At 38.0% G+C, this 20,778-nt stretch carries 23 protein-coding genes and 1 pseudogene; 8 read left to right on the top strand and 16 right to left on the bottom strand.

The features are described from left to right. The first annotated feature begins 92 nt into the window (after window positions 1-92). From lipB to FHK89_RS11235, 3 genes are all read left to right on the top strand, one after another. Window positions 93-845: a lipoyl(octanoyl) transferase LipB gene (gene lipB, locus FHK89_RS11225; protein WP_230660318.1), complete on the top strand. Its 753-nt coding sequence runs from the start codon at window positions 93-95 to the stop codon at window positions 843-845. A 269-nt stretch (window positions 846-1,114) separates the two neighbouring features. Continuing rightward, window positions 1,115-1,645, top strand: a complete 531-nt coding sequence (locus FHK89_RS11230; protein ID WP_230660321.1) for an inorganic diphosphatase — start codon at window positions 1,115-1,117, stop codon at window positions 1,643-1,645. Between the two features lie 254 nt (window positions 1,646-1,899). Beyond that, entirely contained in the window at window positions 1,900-2,337 is a 438-nt protein-coding gene (locus FHK89_RS11235; protein WP_230660325.1) for a helix-turn-helix domain-containing protein, read from the top strand. 41 nt (window positions 2,338-2,378) lie between these two features. Here the strand turns inward: FHK89_RS11235 and FHK89_RS11240 are convergent, their stop codons facing one another. Both FHK89_RS11240 and FHK89_RS11245 read right to left on the bottom strand, forming a co-directional pair. Next, window positions 2,379-3,071, bottom strand: coding sequence for a hypothetical protein (locus FHK89_RS11240; RefSeq protein ID WP_230660328.1), 693 nt, complete (start codon window positions 3,069-3,071; stop codon window positions 2,379-2,381). 35 nt (window positions 3,072-3,106) lie between these two features. Beyond that, window positions 3,107-3,586, bottom strand: coding sequence for a hypothetical protein (locus FHK89_RS11245; RefSeq protein ID WP_230660331.1), 480 nt, complete (start codon window positions 3,584-3,586; stop codon window positions 3,107-3,109). A gap of 296 nt (window positions 3,587-3,882) precedes the next feature. Between FHK89_RS11245 and FHK89_RS11250 the strand changes: the two genes are divergently transcribed. Together FHK89_RS11250 and FHK89_RS11255 are read left to right on the top strand one after the other, a co-directional pair. Continuing rightward, on the top strand, window positions 3,883-4,455 hold the full coding sequence (locus FHK89_RS11250; protein WP_230660334.1) for a DUF924 family protein: 573 nt from the start codon (window positions 3,883-3,885) through the stop codon (window positions 4,453-4,455). 59 nt (window positions 4,456-4,514) lie between these two features. Further along, window positions 4,515-4,943, top strand: a complete 429-nt coding sequence (locus FHK89_RS11255) for a hypothetical protein (protein ID WP_230660336.1) — start codon at window positions 4,515-4,517, stop codon at window positions 4,941-4,943. A gap of 122 nt (window positions 4,944-5,065) precedes the next feature. Here FHK89_RS11255 and FHK89_RS11260 read toward each other — a convergent pair whose 3' ends face one another. The 6 genes from FHK89_RS11260 to FHK89_RS11285 all read right to left on the bottom strand — a co-directional run bounded on the left by FHK89_RS11260 (window position 5,066) and on the right by FHK89_RS11285 (window position 12,375). After that, entirely contained in the window at window positions 5,066-6,085 is a 1,020-nt protein-coding gene (locus FHK89_RS11260; RefSeq protein WP_268992972.1) for an ABC transporter permease, read from the bottom strand. Between the two features lie 2 nt (window positions 6,086-6,087). Next, on the bottom strand, window positions 6,088-7,140 hold the full coding sequence (locus tag FHK89_RS11265) for a microcin C ABC transporter permease YejB (RefSeq protein ID WP_230660339.1): 1,053 nt from the start codon (window positions 7,138-7,140) through the stop codon (window positions 6,088-6,090). Between the two features lie 92 nt (window positions 7,141-7,232). Beyond that, the gene (gene gloB / locus FHK89_RS11270) at window positions 7,233-8,015 is read right to left on the bottom strand and encodes a hydroxyacylglutathione hydrolase (protein ID WP_230660342.1); all 783 of its coding nucleotides are present in this window, start codon (window positions 8,013-8,015) and stop codon (window positions 7,233-7,235) included. Window positions 8,016-8,163: 148 nt separating this feature from the next. Beyond that, window positions 8,164-10,047 (bottom strand): extracellular solute-binding protein, encoded by a 1,884-nt coding sequence (locus FHK89_RS11275; RefSeq protein WP_442966588.1) that lies wholly within the window; start codon window positions 10,045-10,047, stop codon window positions 8,164-8,166. Window positions 10,048-10,170: 123 nt separating this feature from the next. Next, entirely contained in the window at window positions 10,171-11,283 is a 1,113-nt protein-coding gene (gene serC, locus FHK89_RS11280) for a 3-phosphoserine/phosphohydroxythreonine transaminase (protein WP_230660345.1), read from the bottom strand. A gap of 159 nt (window positions 11,284-11,442) precedes the next feature. Continuing rightward, window positions 11,443-12,375, bottom strand: a complete 933-nt coding sequence (locus FHK89_RS11285; protein WP_230660348.1) for a hypothetical protein — start codon at window positions 12,373-12,375, stop codon at window positions 11,443-11,445. 340 nt (window positions 12,376-12,715) lie between these two features. On the opposite strand from FHK89_RS11285, the gene FHK89_RS11290 reads away from it, so the two are divergent. After that, window positions 12,716-13,603 (top strand): carbonic anhydrase, encoded by an 888-nt coding sequence (locus FHK89_RS11290; RefSeq protein ID WP_230660351.1) that lies wholly within the window; start codon window positions 12,716-12,718, stop codon window positions 13,601-13,603. Window positions 13,604-14,373: 770 nt separating this feature from the next. Here FHK89_RS11290 and FHK89_RS11295 read toward each other — a convergent pair. From FHK89_RS11295 to FHK89_RS11320, 7 genes are all read right to left on the bottom strand, one after another. After that, a complete protein-coding gene (locus tag FHK89_RS11295) occupies window positions 14,374-14,877 on the bottom strand; it encodes a hypothetical protein (RefSeq protein ID WP_230660353.1) in 504 nt (167 codons plus the stop codon). Window positions 14,878-15,161: 284 nt separating this feature from the next. After that, entirely contained in the window at window positions 15,162-15,563 is a 402-nt protein-coding gene (locus tag FHK89_RS11300; RefSeq protein WP_230660356.1) for a hypothetical protein, read from the bottom strand. A gap of 252 nt (window positions 15,564-15,815) precedes the next feature. Next, window positions 15,816-16,211 (bottom strand): hypothetical protein, encoded by a 396-nt coding sequence (locus FHK89_RS11305; protein ID WP_230660359.1) that lies wholly within the window; start codon window positions 16,209-16,211, stop codon window positions 15,816-15,818. Between the two features lie 68 nt (window positions 16,212-16,279). Further along, a complete protein-coding gene (locus FHK89_RS11310; RefSeq protein WP_230660362.1) occupies window positions 16,280-16,822 on the bottom strand; it encodes a hypothetical protein in 543 nt (180 codons plus the stop codon). A gap of 42 nt (window positions 16,823-16,864) precedes the next feature. Further along, entirely contained in the window at window positions 16,865-17,761 is an 897-nt protein-coding gene (locus tag FHK89_RS11315) for an RHS repeat domain-containing protein (RefSeq protein WP_230660363.1), read from the bottom strand. Between the two features lie 20 nt (window positions 17,762-17,781). Continuing rightward, on the bottom strand, window positions 17,782-17,907 hold the full coding sequence (locus FHK89_RS14905) for a hypothetical protein (RefSeq protein ID WP_268992973.1): 126 nt from the start codon (window positions 17,905-17,907) through the stop codon (window positions 17,782-17,784). Between the two features lie 48 nt (window positions 17,908-17,955). Further along, complete coding sequence (locus tag FHK89_RS11320; protein ID WP_230660366.1) at window positions 17,956-18,582, bottom strand: hypothetical protein; 627 nt, start codon at window positions 18,580-18,582, stop codon at window positions 17,956-17,958. A gap of 137 nt (window positions 18,583-18,719) precedes the next feature. Here FHK89_RS11320 and FHK89_RS11325 point away from each other — a divergent pair, with 137 nt between their 5' ends. After that, window positions 18,720-18,932, top strand: coding sequence for a hypothetical protein (locus FHK89_RS11325; protein WP_230660369.1), 213 nt, complete (start codon window positions 18,720-18,722; stop codon window positions 18,930-18,932). 135 nt (window positions 18,933-19,067) lie between these two features. Here the strand turns inward: FHK89_RS11325 and FHK89_RS11330 are convergent, their stop codons facing one another. Then, on the bottom strand, window positions 19,068-19,529 hold the full coding sequence (locus tag FHK89_RS11330; RefSeq protein ID WP_227429534.1) for an SMI1/KNR4 family protein: 462 nt from the start codon (window positions 19,527-19,529) through the stop codon (window positions 19,068-19,070). Window positions 19,530-19,882: 353 nt separating this feature from the next. Between FHK89_RS11330 and FHK89_RS11335 the strand changes: the two are divergent. Next, window positions 19,883-20,778: pseudogene (locus FHK89_RS11335) on the top strand (IS3 family transposase); the annotation flags it as partial.

Raw genomic sequence — 20,778 nt, forward strand, 5'->3', positions numbered from 1 at the left:
AACCGTAAATACAGCTAGGGCATATTGAAACCGCTCTAACCTTTAGCTGATAATAAACTAAGTTGACTGCCTTTGTAAGTGATAAAACGCTCATGACACATTCTCCATGCTCCACCCTGACCACCAAAACCTTAACACAAGCAGACTATCAAGCCACTTATGATGCCATGTATCATCAGACCATGACTCGTATTGCCCAAAAAAAACAAGCAGAACAAAATTCTGATACTGCTGTTATAAACCCTACAGATAGACTCGGTGATGAATTATGGATTGTTGAGCATAATAATGTCTATACACTCGGGCAGGCAGGTAAAGAAGCACATATTCTACAGCGTACCAATACCCCTATTATCCGTACTGACCGTGGTGGGCAAGTCACATGGCATGGCAAAGGTCAACTGGTGATATATTGGTTATTTGATTTAAACGCGCTTGGTTGGGGCGTACGCAATCTAGTCTCCCATGCCGAGCAAGCCATCGAAGATGTGGTCAACTATTATGTGCAGGATAATGGCTATATTGCCTGTGCACGCAAAGATGCACCCGGTGTCTATCTCTATACCCAAAAAGCCGATGGCAGTGCGGATACTGAGAATATGCTGGGCAAAATTGCTTCATTGGGTTTTAAAATAAAACATGGCATGAGCTATCATGGTATTGCACTAAATCTTGATTGTGACCTAACCGCTTTTAGTTATATCAATCCCTGTGGTTATGCGGGTATGAACATGTGTCGATTGGCTGATTTTACCGACCTAACCCACGAAGATATGGCAACGGTAACTCAGCGTCTGGTCGATAACATTCGTGCCCGTCATCAAGGTATGATTGCGCTGCGTTAAAAAATATAACAAAGAAATCTAACATACATTGGCATGATGTACGTAGCCATGATGATTAAATGGGTGTAAATATTCGGCTATTATGTATATAGTAGTCAAAAAACTGTAAAATCACACATTGGATAATCGTTATCTTGATTACGACTTTAGCCCTATTTGCAAAGTTGCTATACTATGCAACGATTTATTAACTCATAATCAATTAACATAAGTTTTGTTTCAACAACTTTTTGTTCCAATACATTCATTTCAACAAATAAGGATAAATGATGGCTGACTTTAATAAAATATTAGATGCAGGTGATGTTGATGGCGGTGAAATCAACGTTGTGGTAGAAATCCCTACTGGTAGTAACCACAAAATCGAATGGAATCGTGAGCTTGCCGTATTTGAGCTAGACCGTGTTGAACCTGCAATTTTTGCCAAACCTTGCAACTATGGTTTTATTCCACAAACACTAGACGAAGATGGCGATGAGCTAGATGCGCTTATCATCACCGAGCAACCTTTGACTACTGGTATATTCTTAAAAGCCAAAGTTATCGGCGTGATGAAGTTTGTCGATGATGGTGAAGTAGATGATAAAGTGGTCGTTGTTCCTGCTGATGACCGCAACAATGGCAATGCTTATAACAGCCTAGACGACTTACCCCCACAGCTTATCAAACAGCTAGAGTTTCACTTTAGCCACTACAAAGATTTGAAAAAAGCTGGCACAACTGTAGTTGAAAGCTGGGGTGACGTTGCTGAGGCAAAAGAAGTGATTAAAGAAGCCATTCAACGCTGGAAAGATAAGTAGATAAGTAAAAGATAAGTAACTGTAACGGCATGTACTAGAAATTCATGTCTAAAAGTCATGTATTAGAAGTTCATGTGCTAAAAGTGATACAATCAGGTTAAGTCATTAATGGCTTAACCTTTTTTTATATCGCATTTTAGATGATAGCCATTATTATCATTATATGGTTACACTGTTATATAGTTACAATATTAGCTTTAAGAAGACAAAACCCTTTTCTTATCCAAAATAACACGACAGGTACAGTACAATTTATGGATACAGACACCTACTACAGCAAAGAAAAAACCCTAGAAAATATTCGTAAACTGCGTGAGCTTAATAACTGGACACAACAAGACATGGCAGACAAGCTGTTTATGTCATTAAGCAGTTATACCAACCTTGAGCTGGGTAATAGCAAACTATATATGGAAAAACTAGAAAAGATTGCGGATCTATTTGGAGTAAAACTAGGGGATTTATTATTTTTAGAGAAGCAAAATATTGTTTTTTTTATAAATGATATGAATGACAATAATAACAACAATAATGTTGCTTATTATGCCAGTAGTAATAACTATATTAATGAAATTGAAAAACTACAATTACAAGTACAGTATCAACAAGAATTATTAAACCAACAACGCCAGCAAATTGAAACCCTGACGTTATTGGTAGATACCTTAAAAGCTAAAAGTGATGCAAAATAAAAAAATATAGAACATTTTTTTACTGCATCATTAATAAGGCATTATGGACAAATACGCCGTGCCGCTTCATCAACACTAATACCATAATCTGTCTGCCAGTTACCATAACCATTTTTACCTAACAGATGGCTATCAAAGTTTGTCCATTGATATATTGTACTGATATTACTTTGATTATAATCACCAGTAACCGTAATACCTCCCTTTGAGCCATCATTACAAGTCACTTGATAAGTGTCTGTAAACTTTGTTTTATTCAAATCTCCCATTGAGTGTGATGTTCGATTAACATGCTTAACCCCTGATAATTTAGCATATTGCTCACGTGCTTGCTGTATCGCTTTTTGTTCTACTTCCTGTAAATGCTGCTCTAATACAGGTATAAATTGGGTCTTGCACTGGGCAATTTTTTGTTGTTGAAACTCATTGGCTTTTTTCATTCGCATAGAAATACTGCTTTCTTTTGGCTGCGAAAATGCCTCGTCAAGTGTACCATAAAGAAGCTGACGAAATGCCTCAGCAACCTTAGGTGAGGATACTTTAGCCAATGCTTGTAAGTCCTGATTTAGGATCGTTTGGTTAAATTGATCATCTTTACTTTCTCCTTTTTGATGAGCTTGATACAGACTTTTGGCTTTTTCCCCCATTGTTATACATTTATCATCAAAATTAGTAGAGGCAACAGAAGTCATCATTAAACCACTAATTGCAAATGCTATAACTATTTTTTTCATCATGACTCTCAAATATTCAATTAAAAAATACCGCTTTATTGAAAACTGTTATACACTTCTGTTTGACAATACTCTTTTGTCATATCACTAAACTGAGAGATAGATAACATTTTATTTTCCTTTAATGCACGTAATTCTGTATCTGAAAGATTCCATGCTCCTTCTATAACACCTGAAACAAGTTTGTCCATAAAAGGTTTAATAATTGAATTACCTAAACCATTTACTATAGCTGGGTCATTAGAAGTAGCTTCAGCCTCTATCTTGACTAAATCAAAAGTCTTAAGGTTACTATTTTTATCAGCCTCCTGATCATATTTTGTCAGAAAAGTATCTTGGGCTTGCTGTTGACTAACACCATTTAATCTATCTGTCATAATTACTTTACCTGTAATAGCACAAGTATCTCCCATAGTCTCAATCAGCAGATCTAAAGTCTCAGTATCAATTGCCATTGCACTATTGCCAGCACCCAAACCAATACACATCATTGTTGCCATTACAAACTTTTTCATAATTGTCGTCCTTATTTTAAATTAATTAACTAAATTCCATAGATTACTCGCTACATCTACCCATTTATTATGCAATAATTCATTCGTATCAACAACAGTAATTTTTTAGATAATCTACGCTAAAAATAAAGGTATGATGGTCATTTTTTAATATAAATAAAATGAATATATTTAAATAATTTTAACAATATATTTTTCTTATCAAGACATAGATGGTTTTTATCTTATGTTATACTCAAATAGACTATTTTGCCTATTATTTTTATTACAACTAAAAACCATAACTGGAAATATTTATGTCCTCATCTTCAACTCAAGCATCAACAACCACTACGCCACAGTCCGTTCTTACCTTTTGGTTTGACACCTTAAATCCTGCCGATTGGTTTAAAAAATCAAATGAGTTAGACCAACAAATTAATAATAAATTTGCTAACACTTTACAACAAGCAGGACGTGGCGAATTGGTACACTGGCGAGAAAATGTGCAAGGTAGGTTGGCAGAGATTATCGTCCTTGACCAGTTTTCTCGCAACATTCATCGAGACAGCGCAGAAGCATTTAAACACGATGGCATGGCATTAATACTCTCTCAAGAATTGGTTGCTCATCCTGACTTTGCTACACTATCACAAGATGAACGTAACTTTGCCTTACTACCGATGATGCACTCTGAAAGCAAGCAAATTCATCTATTAGCAAGACCCCTATTTGAGCAGTTTGCTAGCCGGCCAACCATTAATTTTGAACAAAAACACTTTGACATCATCGAGCGTTTTGGACGTTACCCACATCGCAATGCCATACTTAATCGCACCTCAACTAACGAAGAAATAGAGTTTTTACAAGGCCCTAATTCAGGTTTTTAATTTTTAACTTTAGTTTTTAATGCTAATTTTTAAACTTCCCCTAATTTACTGTTAATGTTATGTCTAATAAAAAATTACCCAAAGCCGTCGCCATTATGGTTGAAAAAAACAACCTAGTGATGGCAATTAAAACCTTAGCAGAAGAAGAAAACATCAGTATGACTGAAGCAAAAGCTCGTATTGATGACTATGAAGCTAAAATAAAAGCCAAGCAGCAGCAAAATATTGCCAAGATTGCTAAAAAACAAGGCATAGAAACAGGGGCAGATATAGAACCAGTTACAAGGATAGACACAGATACTGAGCAGAAAAAAACAGGGCAACAAAAAGCAGATGGATTTGCGCAGCTTAGCTCAGGCTTAAACAATCACCTAGATGATATTGGCTATAAAAAACCGCTCATTCCTCGTTGGGTATGGCGGTTATCTATTATACTTGTGGTGATGGGTATTATATTTTTTGCGCTTTGGCGGCTATTTATTATTTAGAAAACAAATAAGACCCCTCCCAAACCCTTCCCTTGATTTAAGGGGAGGGCTTAAAAGCCTTTTCGGGCGAGACTAGGAGCGGGTTACAGTTGAGAGTGAGGTCTCATTACTTACTAAGCCACTTAGCTCATTCGTGGATCAAACGCATCTCGTAACGCTTCACCAATAAATATCAATAATGACAAGATAATGGTCAGGCTAAAAAATCCAGACAACGCCAACCATGGTGCATTGAGGTTATTTCTACCTTGTAACATCAGCTCCCCTAATGAAGGTGAACCAGGTGGCAGACCATAACCCAAAAAGTCTAATGCTGTCAGCGCAATGATATTGGCAGTCAAAATAAACGGTAACTGAGATAGGCTCGATGCCAACGCATTGGGAAGGATATGTCGGCGTATAATTTGCCTATCTGCCACCCCAAGATTACGTGCGGCACGTACATAATCAAAGTTACGCGCACGCAAAAACTCTGCCCGTACTAATCCAACCAATCCCATCCATCCAAACAATAGCATCATCGCAAACAACACATAAATACTGGGGCTAAACAGACTGACCAAGATGATGATCATAAATAGTTGCGGTAATCCGCTCCAGACTTCCATCAACCGTTGTCCTGCCAAATCAACCCAACCACCATAATAGCCTTGAATTGCCCCAACAATAATACCAATCAGCGAGCCTGCCAACGTCAATGCAATACCGAAGAGTAATGACACTCGTAGCCCATAGAGGATTCTAGCGACCACATCTCGACCCACATCATCTGTACCTAGCCAATTTTGGGCATTAGGCGGGGCAGGATATGGCTGTGCAAGCATCACATTGGGCGTTTGATCAGCAAAGGCAATCGGTGGCATCACATAAAAACCGTCAGCATCGATCATTGCCTGTACCGCAGGATCTTTATAATTGGCTTCGGTCTCAAACACCCCACCAAATGCTGTCTCAGGATAAGCTTTCACAATCGGAAAATAATAGTCACCATCGTACTGCACGATTAATGGCTTATCATTGGCGATAAAATTTGCACCCATACACAGCACAAAAATAAGCGAAAATAACATCAATGCAAACATACCACTGCGATTGCGTTTAAAGCGATTCAGACGAGCTTGCCAAACAGGATTGATATTCATAATTAGCGGCTCTCAAAGTCAATGCGAGGATCGACCAAATGATAGCTAATATCACTAATAAGCTGCAAAACCAATCCTAAAATGGTAAAGATAAATAGGGTGCCAAAAATGACAGGATAATCTCGTTGTACCACTGCTTCAAAACCCAATAGCCCTAGCCCATCTAAATTAAAAATAATCTCAATAATAAAGTTACCTGCAAATAATATGCTAACAATGGCAGCAGGTACGCCAGCGATGATAATCAGCATGGCATTACGAAACACATGTCCATACAGCACTTGCCGCTCAGACAATCCTTTTGCCCGAGCCGTCAACACATACTGCTTGCCAAGCTCTTCAATAAAGCTAAATTTGGTCAGATATGCCAAACCTGCAAAACCACCAACAGTACTTGCCAATAGTGGCAATGCCAAATGCCAAAAATAATCTTTGATTTTGCCGAATACAGTCAGTTGATCAAAGTTCTCTGATACCAAGCCTTGCAGTGGGAAAATCTGCCAATAACTACCACCTGCAAACAATACCAGCAAGATCACTCCAAATACAAACACAGGCACAGCATGTCCCACTGCCAGTAGCAATGCAGTGGCTCGATCCATTGTTGAACCATTATGCATCGCTTTATAAATACCGAGTGGAATTGCCAATAGATAGATAAGTAGCGTGCTCCATAGACCTAATGAGATAGAAACAGGCAGCTTATCAATGATTAAATCGGTAACTGACTCTCCCTTAAAAAAGGATTTGCCAAAATCAAGTTGGGCATAATTTTTTAGCATTAACCAAAAACGCTCAGGGGCAGGCTTATCAAAACCATATTGCACTTTGATTGCCTCGACCATCTCTTCGGACAACCCCCGTGAGCCTTGATAGCCAGTATTTGGTGACATGGCCGCATTCATGGCTTTGTCTTTTTTGGCTTGCTCAATCTGAGCAATCTGCTGTTCGACAGGACCACCGGGGGCGGCTTGCACAATGACAAAGTTTGCCAATAATATCAAAAATAAGGTCGGTAGCATCAATGCCAAGCGTTTGAGTATATAGCGTCCCATCTATGGCTGCCTTAATTTATAAAAAATTTATATAATTTTAAATATGATAATAATTATCCTTATCAGCTATTATACAGTGATTCGTCATACTGTTATTTAAAGTTATTCTTTAATTCACGTAAGGCAGCAAATACAGTCAGTGGCTTTGTATCGGGAAGATTCACTAATCTTTTTACCCCTTCTACGGTTTCAGCTACGTCACTACGCATAAATACATTGACCTTCTTTTCATGTGCCAAAGTCACAGGCAATGAAGCGAGTCCCTTTTCTACCATCTGCTGCACAGTACCAAGTGTTTGACGCATATTTGCATTATCAGGCTCAATGGATAAACCAAAACGTAGATTGGTGATGGTGTATTCATGCGCTGGATAAAATAAGGTATCATCGGGTAGTTTTCTTAAACGCTCAACGCTTTGGTATAACTCTTCTATGGTGCCCGTAAATACACGCCCACAACCGCCACTAAAGAGCGTATCCCCGCAAAACACATGCTTACGTCCGTCCATATCAAGCAAATAGGCAACATGACTTTGTGTGTGCCCTGACACTGCCCAGACTTGCGCTGAATATCCCCAAGCACTGACAGTACTACCATCTTTGACTGATTGATCCAAGCTGACATTATGCTCACTGTGCGCCACTACATGTGTCATTGGATAGGATTGCTGTAATTCTGCTACCCCACCCGTATGATCACGATGATGATGGGTAATCCAAATGGCGGTCAAATCTAAATCATGGGCTTGTAAATATTCAAGAACAGGCTCAGCTTGACCGGGATCAACAACAATGGCTTGCTTATTGTTTTCATTGATCAACATCCAGATATAGTTATCTGTAAATGCTTTGATGGGATAAATGTGTATGGCCATACAAATCCTTACTCATTGTTGTCTTAACTTAATATAGAATATAAGTAGTCTTATAACTTACACTTTATTTAAAAGTTATTTAAAAAATAGTTAAAATTTACAGTGAAAAATTTATATTTTGGGTGTTGCATATCATTAAGCAATTTATTTAATGTAAATACTTATCTACTTTTTGCTCTGCCTTTTTATCCACCCACCAATAATCAATACCCACCGCATTATCAGGCAACTTCTCCGTGTGACGATATTGATCCCAATAAGCAACATTGGTCGCTGTTTGTGCCAGCATAGGTACTATATAATAGCCTGCCCGCAACAGCCGATCCAAAGATTTGGTATATAAGATAATCTCATCACGATTTTGAGCTTGTGCCAAACGCTCAACCACCGCATCAATGGCAGGATTTTTAATCCCTGCGCTATTTTGATTGCCAGTCTCATCTGCTGCCACGCTACCCCAATAAGCACTTTGTTCTGCGCCAGGTGACAAACTTTGAGCAAACACATCCACGATCATATCATAATCATAACTACGGGTACGCTCGAGATATTGTGGGGCATCGACACTGCGTATTTTGGCATCAAATCCTAAGCGTTTTAGATTGCGAATATAAGACAACAATACTTGCGCCATACGCTCATCTTTGACCAGCAGCTCAATACGAGCACGCTTGCCATTGGGTTGATATAACTTCATGTCTTTATAATAAAATCCCGCATCTAAAAGCAGTTGGCGAGCACGCAACAACCCTTCACGATTAAAGCCATTGCCATCAGAGACGGGTAAATGCCACTTGTTCAACACATCTTGCTGATACTCACTATCAGCATCTGCTATCAGCGGCTGCAATACGGCTCGTTCTTTGGCACTTGCTTGTCCTGTTGCCTCTAATTCTGAACCAAAAAAATAACTTTGTGGATACTGATACTGCCCATAAAACATGGTCTTATTGATCCATGCAAAGTCAAAGGCAGCCGTTAATGCTTGACGCACTTTGATGTCTTGAAAAAGTGGACGCCGCAAATTCATCACCAAGCCTTGCAGCGGTGCAGGATTCTTAGTGGTGATGGATTCTTTTATAATCATACCTGCCTGCATGGCAGGAAAATTATAGGCAGTTGCCCAGTTTTGTGACTTGCTCTCTTGACGAAACAAATACTGCCCTGCTTTAAAGCCTTCAAAGGCGACTTCATCACTAAGATAATAGACGTATTTAATCATATCAAAGTTATAACGCCCTTGATTCACTGGCAAATCTTTACCCCAATAATTAGGATCTCGAGCATAAGTTACCGACTGCCCTGGCTCTACACTTGCTAACTGATAAGGGCCACTGCCCATTAATGGGGTCAAACTCAAGGTTTCAAAGTTTTTATCAATAGATGATTTTGCAAATACAGGAAACTGCCCAACGAGCAGCAATGCTTCTTTATTATCATCAGAAACAAAAGTGAACTTAACGCGGTATTTATCCAGTGTTTGTATCTCTTTAATATCACCCAAATAACCGCGAATAAACATTGGTCCTTTAGTAAGAAGGGCATCGAAAGTTGCTTTAACATCGGCACTGGTCACTGGTGTGCCGTCCCAAAATTTTGCCTTGGGATTGACATGGTAAATCACCCAGCTAGGATCTTCGGTATCATAAGTCACCTGACTAGCAAGCTGCGGATACATAGTAAAGGCTTCATTTAATGAACCTGTCATCAAAGTATCGTATAAATAATCCGTCCCCGCCATCGGTACACCTGTGGTCATCCATTTATTGGCAGAGTTAAACGTACCAGTAGCAGCCATCGACAATACGCCACCTTTAGGTGCTTGTGGATTGGCATAAGGCATGTAGGCGTTATCAGCATATTGCGCCGTACTATTATGCGCTAAAGTAGTACGTGTCACTACCTCAGCCTGTGACGGCATCGCTAACATTGCTATTGCCGTAACCAACACCGCCCAAGCTTGTGCTTTTTTATCAGCAGACTTAGCAACTGACTGTATTGGCTTAGGTCGTACGCCATTAAATAAAAACATAACCTATGACATAATTCCTTTTATAGTGATCATCCGTATATTTAGCAAGCTAATCAGCCATACTAAATACTAACTACCAAGCCATAACCATTCAACAAAATTTATTAAGTTTATTAAGTATAATTAGGCATGATTTTTTTCAAACTGCTGCATAAACTCAATCAACGCCTCTACCGACTCTAGGCTGACCGCATTATAAATGCTTGCCCGCATACCACCCACATCACGATGACCTTTTAGATTGAGCAATCCTGCTTCCTCGGCTTGTTGTAAAAATAGCTTATCCAAACTGGCATCAGCTAGAGTAAATGGCACATTCATAATAGAACGATAGTCTTTAACAACAGGATTTTGATAAAAGTCACTGTTATCAATAGCTGCATAAAGTCGCTCGGCTTTTTGATGATTGACTTTGGCAATGGCTTCCACCCCACCTTGCTCTTGTAACCAGTCAAATACCAATCCTGCCAAATACCATGAATAAGTAGCAGGCGTATTAGACATCGAGCCTTTTTCTGCCATGTGTTTGTAGTTTAATAAGGTTGGACACCACTGACTGGCACGATCCAATAACGACTCATGAATAATCACAATCACCAAACCAGCAGGACCAATATTTTTTTGTGAGCCTGCGTAAATCATACCAAACTTAGACACATCAATAGGGGCTGATAAGATACAAGAGGACATATCTGCAACCAATGGCACAGCCACTTGTGGGGGTTCAGTTATCTGCACTCCATGTATGGTCTCATTAGCACAGTAGTGAAAATATGCCGCATCAGGGGTTAATTGCCAGTCGGCACGATCTGGTACAGTAGTAAAGTTGCTGTCTTTACTCGTTGCCACTTCATTAACCTGACCAAGTCCTAGCTCGGCATAACGCTTAGCTTCTTTAAACGCTTTGCCAGACCATGCGCCTGTAGTCAGATAATCGCCTGTACCACCCATCAATAAATTTAGCGGAATGGCAGAAAACTGCAAGCTAGCCCCACCCTGCAAGAACAGCACTTTATAATCATCAGGAATCTGCATCAACGAGCGTAGTTTTTGCTCCGCCATCTCTGCTACGCCGACATAATCACTACTGCGATGGCTCATCTCCATAATAGATAAGCCTTTGCCTTGCCAATCAAGCATCTCAGATTGTGCTTTTGCTAATACTTGCGTGGGCATGGCAGCAGGGCCTGCACAGAAGTTATGTAAACGATGCAATTCACTTGGTTTTGTAGTCATGATTTTCTCACAAATTAAAAGTAGCGTTAGACAATAAAATTAATTGGATTATTAGGGTCTGTTGAACTTTCACCCCGTCAGGCTAATATCCATAAGGGATACAGCTATTTTTTACTTTTATGTAAAAATTAAGATGAGTGTTCAACACACTCTACAACTTTACAAACAATCAGTATGGGTAGAATTTGATAACAGCAATTGCCACAATTGGCGTTTTTTACCACCATCTGCCAACATCTCAGTTAATTGTGGCACACGCACCAACCGCTCATGCTCCAACCCTTTTGGTAGGGGGGTCAAAGCAGCCACCCGTTTATTATCATCCTGAGCGATACAAAATACAAATCCTGCCAAACTGGCGTTTGCCAGCTCAACATTTTGCATCCCCTGACAGATAGGAAAACTTAAACTTTGCTCAGTTAATGATATAGAGGTAATGATATTACGCCAAAGCGGTAGTGTCGAACCTTGATGTAAATGCTGACTGTCTACCAGCAGTACCCAATCTGCAAAGCCCACACCGAGCAAAGTAAAGGCTTCAATATATTGCTCTACCACAGGCAGCTTTGCTGGTGTTTTTGTGATGACAGTTGATGTCTTTGTAGTCGTCTGTTTAATTTTTTCAAGAATTTCTTTGGTAAAGTCTTTTTTGGTGCCTTGTTTTGTATCTTGCTTGATATCTTGTTTTATCGTGTGTTTTGCAATTTGATTTGGCTGTAACCCATCTTGATTGACACGATTTTGAGCAAGGCTATTTTGAGTAATATTACTTTCAGTAATACTATTTTCAGCAATGTCTTTTTGACTGACTTGATTTTGTGCTAAATCAGTCACAGATATCGAATCTTGTACTAAATTGTTATCTTGCCTTTTTTTATCATAATTAATAGGTGATATGGGTCTGTGTTTAGCATTTTGCTGATTATCGCTGTGCTTATTTGAGTGTCGATACTGCGTCATATCCTCAGAAATATGCACCGTCTTGGTACTACGTCCCACCCAGCACTCTATACCCATCATATTTAAGATATGACGCTGCTGTATCTGCTGCACGTTGATGGCAGTGATGTTTGGCTTTGACGCTATACTCATGACTGTCTCAAAATGATATATTACTTAACACTGGTCTTAAATATGATATCTATAAAAAATATAGTACCTTCAAACGATTCATTAGCTAGTCCCTAACGTAACGCTTAGTATAACACTGAAAATCATCACGCTCCTACCTACTATTGATATACCTATATCTCAATTTATGACTGTATCACAATTGCATTTGATACCCTCAACCCTACCGTTTGAAATTTATTAATAAGAAAAGTTAACAAAAATTTGCAAAAATGTAACTTTTACTTTATAAACATGTTTCAATAAATTTAAATGTATTTTATTGCAAAATTTAATTTTAAGAAAATCAAGGAAATCTTTTATGCAGTCTCATATCAAACTTCTTACCCTATCTACATCACTTTGCGTTTTAGGTAGCATTGCGCTAACAGGTTGTAACAACCATAAAGCCATTCCTACCGTTAATGTGGCTACTACTATGCCAACGATTGATGCAGCGACTGCCTCTGATCCTACCATAGAAGTTCATACCAATGCGCTGCATGAAACCGTGATTATTGATACTAAAAAACCATTGTGGTCTTATGCAGGTACAACAGGTCCTGCTTATTGGGGTGATGCTGCCTCACACTCACTTTGTAGTGAAGGAAAGCAGCAGTCTCCTGTCAATATTCAGCAAGTCAAAGCAGCCTCTGCTAGTGAGCCGATGACCAAGTATGGTCGTAGTGATTTAAATATTTTAAACAACCATCATACCGTTGTTTATACACCCACTGATGAGAACAATGTGGTGATGATTGATGGTGAGCAATATACCTTAAAACAATTCCACTATCATACCCCAAGTGAACACCAAATTGGTGGCAAAAACTTTCCTGCCGAAGTACATTTTGTCAATGCCAATGCCGCAGGCGATCTGGCAGTTATTGGAGTAATGCTCAATCCAACAGGTGATAATGAAACGCTAGACGCCTTGCTAGCTGCCAGTATTGCCGCTACTGACCTAAACGATACGGTATTACTAAGAGATTTTGATATCAATGGCTTGTTACCAAAAAATAGCCCTTACTACCACTATAGCGGTTCATTAACCACGCCACCATGCTCTGAGCAAGTACAATGGTATGTGATGGGTGAACCATTGGCGGTATCACAACAAGAAGTTCAAATCATGATGCAACTATTCACGGGAAATAACCGCCCTGTAGAGCCACTAGGTGATCGTGAAATTGAGAAAGTTGGACAATAACCAACAATGTTAGCAAAATTGATTTACCGCTAATATAAATACATGACAAAAAAGACCCTAAGTTGGGTCTTTTTTTATATTTTAAAGCCATCGTTAATTCTTGATTAAGTATTTTTTTAAAATTTACAAAAGAGTTATGCCTAGAATTGATATTCATAAATCAACTAAGATAAATCAATACCAACCTAGCCTTGATATAAAAGCGTAGCTTAAATCCATTTCTTCTACTCTTCTACTACGCAGGCATCGCCTTTGTCTTGCAATCTTTAAGCAAAGCTATGTCATTACTGCTAAAGTTCTTTATACTTTTATATTTAATTTTTCCCATAGCCCAAAATATTTATTTATTCATATAATTTAATTAAGTAGCAATTTATTTTAGAGCACTTATACGATAAAATTTATTTTTACTCTAACATTTCAAAGAAAATATTTTTAGAAAATAAGTATGCTATAGTCAATTCAAGATAATACTGTTACAAGGAAAACGAGCGAAGGTGTACAAGTAGTACTGCGAGCGAGTTTGACGACGTAACAGTTTTGTATTGAGCCGACTATATTATTTTTATCTCTAAAACAGTAGTTGGAAAGCTCACTTAAACTAGCCGCACAGAAAGCATCATGTTTTCTCCAAATTTTATTCGAGAAATAATATTATTAAAATCAAGATTATCTATTATAAACTTCTTGTATGATCAATTTTTTCCACTCGATTGATATGAGTTTATAAACCAGTCTTAGCATTCATCGTAGATTAATCCAGATGATATCTACTGTGTTTTTATATAGACTCTAAATATAGATCTACTATATCCTTTTACACCTAGACTTATATTGGTGACTAATTCTTTATTCTTTAGTGGTAATAATAGATACAAAACCGCTACCTTATTTCCAGTATTAAGATAATGAGTAGTATTTTTAGGTAGCAAATTTAATGAATATATTTCGATAGGCTCAGTTTTACCACTATCAAACAGTACTTCTATCGTCTCTTCATCATCCATACCGATAACACTTTTTCCAGTGATTTCACCTACTTCCCAGCTATGTTTTATTGTTCCATTATGTATATTCTCTATCCATTGTTGGCTCCCATATAAACCAACGTTTGGACTCAAACCCATTTGAGACGAGCTGTCTAAAGACAATTTATGAGTTCTATTAAGTAAATTTAAATTTACCTTATCTATTAAATAATCATAGACCTTTTTATATCCGTCTAGTATGAAATTAGATTCATCCCCTACTAAAAACTCTACATTAACATCCACCAACCTTCTCCAATTTTAATTCTCTTTAAGCTTTACATTAGGGTTTCTAGGAGAAATTAAGACACGTTTAATTCTAGTATTAAACCAAACTCTAGCAGGTTTTTATTATCTCCCAAATTGAGAGCTACGGATTTGACAGCATAGGTCATTTTTATTGAGGTTAAAATTTTACTTTAAGTAAAGCCTGTTAAATTGACATTAATTCAAAAACTTTCACTCATCCTTGCTCAACACAAACTTACGGTTATAATATTCATTTTCATTCAGTTTATTAGAATGATATATTATTCATCAGTCTTAAAAACTCCATTCACTGGTTTAAGCTCTAAAGTACCGTTTAAATGTAAATAACTACCATCAAAAACTGCAATTTTATTTGCATCCCACTTTTTCATCTTAGCATACTCATGTATGGGTATACTTTGTTGATCAACTGAGATAAACAAGTCGAACAAATCATCAATAATCACATCCCCTGTAGAATCATTGTATACAATACAGTGGTAACGATAATTCTGTTCAGTAGGGTTACAATCATACCAAAACCCACCATCAATGCCACCTTGCCAAAATGCCGATTCAGGTATATTTTGGTGTTTTTCTGGTGCTTTAACTTCTTGGTTATTATTACAGCTAGTCATACAGATCATTAAAGTCAAATAAGCTAATATTTTATGCACTGACAAATCCTTCTTCCTTATTTAAGTATACATACGCATATTGTAACCCCCCCCATCTTTTTAACAGCTGGATATTAGGCATGAGTTAGCGTGCCTAATTACGCAAGTCAAGTGGACAGAAGATTTAAGATGGTTGGATTTTGGGTGGATTAGTGCATATTTTAGGGGCTAGCGTTCTATTATGAGTAGCGTCGTAAATGAATGATTGCTATCAGGTATTACAAACCCTATCCAATCTATGGGTTAACACCATAAAACTTAAAAGCTATTGTGATGTCTTGCTTCTTGCAAATAACTTAGATTATCTAGCCAGTCAACATCTTCTAAGAATCTAGCATTTTTTAATGCTTTTTCAAAAGCAATATCTAGTTGTAAAGCCTTCTTGCTAGTTAAAAAATGAAATATTTCACAAGCTCCCGGCCAATTTAAATCCATAATCCATTGCAATAAATAGTAATAAACTTGATCCAGATACTTATCATCAAGAGAGCAAATCACCATAGCAGATTTCTGCCAATAAGATTTAATAGATGGCATAATCAAACATTCAACTGATATGGTCTCTGTCTCAACTAGCCTAATAAATTCATCAATGAAGTCTGTTTTAATAATCTCATCAGCGTCAGTTTTTAATTTTATAAAATTTTTTTTCATAATTTCGCCTATGCCTATATTCTAGGATTTGATTACTGTATTCAGAAGTTTTATCGTTGGGGTTTGGGTCAGGTTCTTTGAGGATATAAGATTTGATTACTGACCTTTATAACATCTTTACACCACTGTGATAACTCTTCATTTTTCGCATTAACTGCGATTTCATAATATAGGCTTTCTAAAGCTCTGAAATTCTCAATATCCCATAGTATATCAAGAATATTACTTGCTACTTTCTCATCTTGAGGCCAGTATAACTTAATATAATTAATAAAATATTCTCTAACAGCATCTAAGGTTCCCGAATATTTTAGAACCCAACTAATCCATAATCTATTCTCAGGTTGATTTTTGAATGCTTGTAAGAAGCTATCTACTAAAGATAACGCTAGATCATTCCAATATACTTCTGATTTTGCTACGGACTGATCTAATATTTTTGCTTTTTTAATAAAAAAATGAATATGTAATTCTAAATCTTGATAGTATTCTTCATCACCTTCAACCAAGCTTCTCTCAATAATATACTTAGATGCCGTACGTGCATACTCAGAGATTTCTAGATCATTATGATAGCAAGCCTCTAAAATTTTATTAGCGAAATTTTGCATAGGTAAATTTCCTATTGTTTAAAATGTGTACCCTTATTAATCTCAACTTCCTTCGGTAGATTTAGTTTGTTCAGCGATATTAATTAGATTTCTCATACCATCACTCATGTTTCCTTGCGCCATAGCAATGGCTGTGGAGTCATTAATGTGATTAGCTAAGTTAGGGTCAACGGTATGGACATTATCATTCCCAACAATATTATCCCATGCAGAGCTGATACTATTACCTATTGAACTAAGAACTTCTCCAGTTTGTTCTCGACCATGAGGTATAGAAATATATATAGCGCCAGTGCCTAAGACTGTTATCCCAGCGCACACTGCCACGCTAGGACCACACAAGCTTGCTGCAGCAACTTGAGCAGCCTCATCCTCAGGAACAATCAAATTAACCGGATTATTATGCGTATAAGCAGACAAATTCAAATTAGGCGGATTATAAACTCCTCCCATACCCCGCTCGCCATCCAAATAACTCCCTAAAATAGGATCAGGACTCTGCCAAACCTGCGTTCTTGGGTCATAGTATCTAGCCCCGAAGTAGTATAAGCCAGTCTCTTTATCCAGCTCTTTACCAGTAAACTTATAATCAGTACCAAATGCCCCTGATTGGTCTACCCACGTTTCACCACTTGGGAAATAAGCAAAGAACTCATGTACTTCGCCATTGTCATCTGTGAGATAGCTTGAGCTACCAATGTGATCTTGATGATAGAAGTATTGTTGTCCTTCATAGTCGATGCCTCTTGGGTCTTCGGCATTGCTATGATCACCTAAGTCTATTTTAATTTTATTAGGTCGGTAGCTTAAAATACCATGACTGCGCTCTTTGACTAAGGCATTGTAGTGAGCATAGACCTCATCTAAGCTTATGTCTTGTATGTCCTCTAATGCTTCTGCTTCTGCTGGTACTTGTTGCTGCGGCTGATTACCAAACATTGGGGTCTCAAGAGATTTACCTATTTTACTAGCAATCCGTTGACCATCAGCAAAGTAGTGTTTGGTATAGCCTGTGCCACTGATGACGGTTGAGGCAAACGGATAAAGCTTGTTGTTTTTGATGCTGCGGTTGTTTGAGGCATCATAGTAGTAGGCTTGTTTGTTACCTCTGTCATCTATGCCTGTTAGGTTGCCTACGGCATCCCAATGGAGTTTGCGAGTTGGGGTTTGTACGCCCCATTTGCCTTCACGTACGGTGTCGCTATGGCGTCCGTTGGCGTCATAGATGTATTGCTGCGTTGCTTCGTTATCGCTTGTGATGCTGCTAACGGCATGGGGCTGTTTGTCACTATAGCTGTATTGGTTACTATAGGTGGTTCCTTTAACGGTACGCCAGTTGTTGATGATTTTGCCGGTGGTTTGGTGGCTTTGCTCTTTACTTTACTCAAGCACAGCTTTCCGTCTTGCGCTTCGGGCGAGTGTGCCCCACACACTCGCTTATCCTCGCTCATGTTATGAATACCATCATACTGCATATTAACCATGTAGCGGTCTTTGCGGTTTTTGGCCTCATAGTCTCCTGATGCTCCGATAAGTTGGTATATCTCATCGTAGTCAAAGGTTTGGCTAACTCTGCCGCCCAGTTGGTTTAGGCGTGTGGGCAGTGGTGCTTGGTTTTGTATTGCTAGGATGTTGCTGGTGTTGTCGTAGTCATAGTGGTTATCCATGAGGTTACGGGTACGTTTGGTGCCTTCGTGCCCGTCATAGGCGTTGACTTTAAGCCGTGACAGTCTTCTGCGAGTATCGTAGTCATAGTTCACTCGAGCACAGCTCTCGCCTTGCACTCGGGCAAAGCAGTACTTTGCTAATTCCTCGCTCAGGTGGTGTTGTTACCATGCCACTAGAATACTCGCTGTTCAAATTTGTCGTAGCCAAGCTGTTTGATGTAGTCGTAGTTATGGCCCTTTTTGTAGCCGACCATGTTGTTAAGTTTGCCACCTGCGTTGTAGCTGAATACGCCAAGCTGGCACAAGATGCCGCTTTTGGTAGTAAATACGCTAAAGCAGGCGAAAACGCCGCCGCTTTTGAGCAACGTATTAGGCAAGAATTAAACAGCCCAGCTACGCAAAGTAAGTGGGCTGGGGATTTGGCAAGGGTGGGGTTTGGGTGAAATGCTATACCCACGTTTAATTGTTATTAAATACGTTAACTATATTAGAATACTTATACTTGCATAGGTATTCTACAAACTTTCACATATTACTTATAAAAATAAATAAAAAAGGACTTTTATAACAGGTTTATTCTATTTACTTTTGAAGTTATTATACTGCTTCCGCATATCTAACTCAAATTGCACCTTTCCAAGAAATAGTTTCATAAAGTTATCGGCGGTCTTAAAATAATTATCTTCACCTTCGGTAATATAAAACATTGTCGTCCCATTTCCTGATTTGAAAAAGAAATCAGCTACATAACCTTGATGTAACATAACACAAAAAACGTTTTTCTCATCTATATCAATTTTATTATATTTAAAAATATCTATTAATCCTTCTTGAATATCATCAAGCTCATAATAAGTCAAGTCCGTACCAGCCATAAAATTTCCAGGATTTGTTCCCATTTCTCTAAGAAAATTTTTATAATCTTCTGGAAATTCGACATTAAACTTTTTTTGAAGATCATTAATTTGTTTTTCATTACATCCTGATATATTGCGTGTATCAAAACATCTTGGATATTGAGCAAGAATCTCTATAAACATACGATCGACCTTATTAATTAAATTAATTTCCTATAAAGAATAATAAATAACTTTAAAGCTTGAGCTTTAAAAGCTTATACTTAAAAAATAGTCTACCTTAACTATTTTTAGTTAGGATGGACTATAGTTAATTTCTTGGCGGAACACCATATTCTATCTTTAATTGAACATTGGGATGCCTTTCACTGAACTGCCTAACTACATTACACACGATTGGCATGGTGTTCGTTCTGAATATATATATATACTCCCAGAACTATTACGATTAATTCTAGACGAAATATGTTCTGATGTATGCTGAAGAAACCGTAGAGTAAAACTTGGTAAACTAACGTCTCAAATAGGAGTTTACCATGACAAAGAAAACACCCCATTACACAGTAGAATTTAAAGCTGAAGCTGTCAAAAAAATAGCAGACAATGGTGGCAATGTCAGTCAAACAGCCAGAGAACTTAAGATACCTATGCAAACCCTAGCAAACTGGCAGAACAAAGCTAACCAAGGCAAGCTTAAAGGTACTCAGCAATATGACCCTGAGCTTATTGCTCTTATCGAAGAAAACAAAAGACTGAAACGTCAGTTAAAGGTAGCCGAAGAAGAAAGAGACATACTAAAAAAGGCCACAGCGTACTTCGCCAAAGTCAGCAAGTGAAGTACGCCTTTATACAAGCTAATCAACAAGACTTTAGTATTATTAGCATGTGCAGGATATTGAATATCAAAGCTTCGAGCTACTACGACTGGTTAAACCGAGACATCAGTGAACAACAAATACACCGCAATCACTGTGAACTACTCGTTAGAGCTGCGCATAGTGAAACTAAACAGCGTTATGGCTACGAGAGACTACATGCTCATCTAACAGCTCAAGGAAACGACATTAGTAAGTATATGGTCAGACGCATTAAACAAGAGCATGGCATTTACTGTAAACGACACAAACGCTTTAAAGTCACTACTGATTCAAACCATGACAAACTTGTGTATCCTAACCTGCTTGAGCAAAAATTTGATGCTAGTTGTCCTAATCAAACTTGGGTTAGTGACATCACTTATATTTGGACTAATGAGGGCTGGTTATATTTAGCAGGGGTAAAAGACATCTATACCAAAGAATTGGTTGGCTATGCGTTAAATAAATGTATGACAAAAGAGTTAGTCTGTCGTGCATTGAATATGGCAATTAGAAACAAAAAGCCCAGTAAAGGCTTACTTGTACATTCAGACCGAGGCAGTCAGTACTGTAGT

It is taken from the genome of Psychrobacter sp. I-STPA10, from assembly GCF_021012795.1.
GTDB lineage: Bacteria > Pseudomonadota > Gammaproteobacteria > Pseudomonadales > Moraxellaceae > Psychrobacter.

Coding starts and splice junctions, on each gene's coding strand:
- FHK89_RS11265 (WP_230660339.1), bottom strand. CDS start 7,140: ATGGGACGCTATATACTCAAACGCTTGGCATTGATGCTACCGACCTTA.
- FHK89_RS11275 (WP_442966588.1), bottom strand. CDS start 10,047: ATGTTTTTATTTAATGGCGTACGACCTAAGCCAATACAGTCAGTTGCT.
- FHK89_RS11310 (WP_230660362.1), bottom strand. CDS start 16,822: ATGCAAAATTTCGCTAATAAAATTTTAGAGGCTTGCTATCATAATGAT.
- FHK89_RS11230 (WP_230660321.1), top strand. CDS start 1,115: ATGGCTGACTTTAATAAAATATTAGATGCAGGTGATGTTGATGGCGGT.
- FHK89_RS11330 (WP_227429534.1), bottom strand. CDS start 19,529: ATGTTTATAGAGATTCTTGCTCAATATCCAAGATGTTTTGATACACGC.
- FHK89_RS11305 (WP_230660359.1), bottom strand. CDS start 16,211: ATGAAAAAAAATTTTATAAAATTAAAAACTGACGCTGATGAGATTATT.
- gloB (WP_230660342.1), bottom strand. CDS start 8,015: ATGGCCATACACATTTATCCCATCAAAGCATTTACAGATAACTATATC.
- FHK89_RS11250 (WP_230660334.1), top strand. CDS start 3,883: ATGTCCTCATCTTCAACTCAAGCATCAACAACCACTACGCCACAGTCC.
- FHK89_RS11290 (WP_230660351.1), top strand. CDS start 12,716: ATGCAGTCTCATATCAAACTTCTTACCCTATCTACATCACTTTGCGTT.
- FHK89_RS11240 (WP_230660328.1), bottom strand. CDS start 3,071: ATGAAAAAAATAGTTATAGCATTTGCAATTAGTGGTTTAATGATGACT.
- FHK89_RS11255 (WP_230660336.1), top strand. CDS start 4,515: ATGTCTAATAAAAAATTACCCAAAGCCGTCGCCATTATGGTTGAAAAA.
- FHK89_RS11260 (WP_268992972.1), bottom strand. CDS start 6,085: ATGAATATCAATCCTGTTTGGCAAGCTCGTCTGAATCGCTTTAAACGC.
- lipB (WP_230660318.1), top strand. CDS start 93: ATGACACATTCTCCATGCTCCACCCTGACCACCAAAACCTTAACACAA.
- FHK89_RS11235 (WP_230660325.1), top strand. CDS start 1,900: ATGGATACAGACACCTACTACAGCAAAGAAAAAACCCTAGAAAATATT.
- FHK89_RS11245 (WP_230660331.1), bottom strand. CDS start 3,586: ATGAAAAAGTTTGTAATGGCAACAATGATGTGTATTGGTTTGGGTGCT.
- FHK89_RS14905 (WP_268992973.1), bottom strand. CDS start 17,907: ATGATGCCTCAAACAACCGCAGCATCAAAAACAACAAGCTTTATCCGT.
- serC (WP_230660345.1), bottom strand. CDS start 11,283: ATGACTACAAAACCAAGTGAATTGCATCGTTTACATAACTTCTGTGCA.
- FHK89_RS11285 (WP_230660348.1), bottom strand. CDS start 12,375: ATGAGTATAGCGTCAAAGCCAAACATCACTGCCATCAACGTGCAGCAG.
- FHK89_RS11325 (WP_230660369.1), top strand. CDS start 18,720: ATGGCCCTTTTTGTAGCCGACCATGTTGTTAAGTTTGCCACCTGCGTT.
- FHK89_RS11315 (WP_230660363.1), bottom strand. CDS start 17,761: ATGTTTGGTAATCAGCCGCAGCAACAAGTACCAGCAGAAGCAGAAGCA.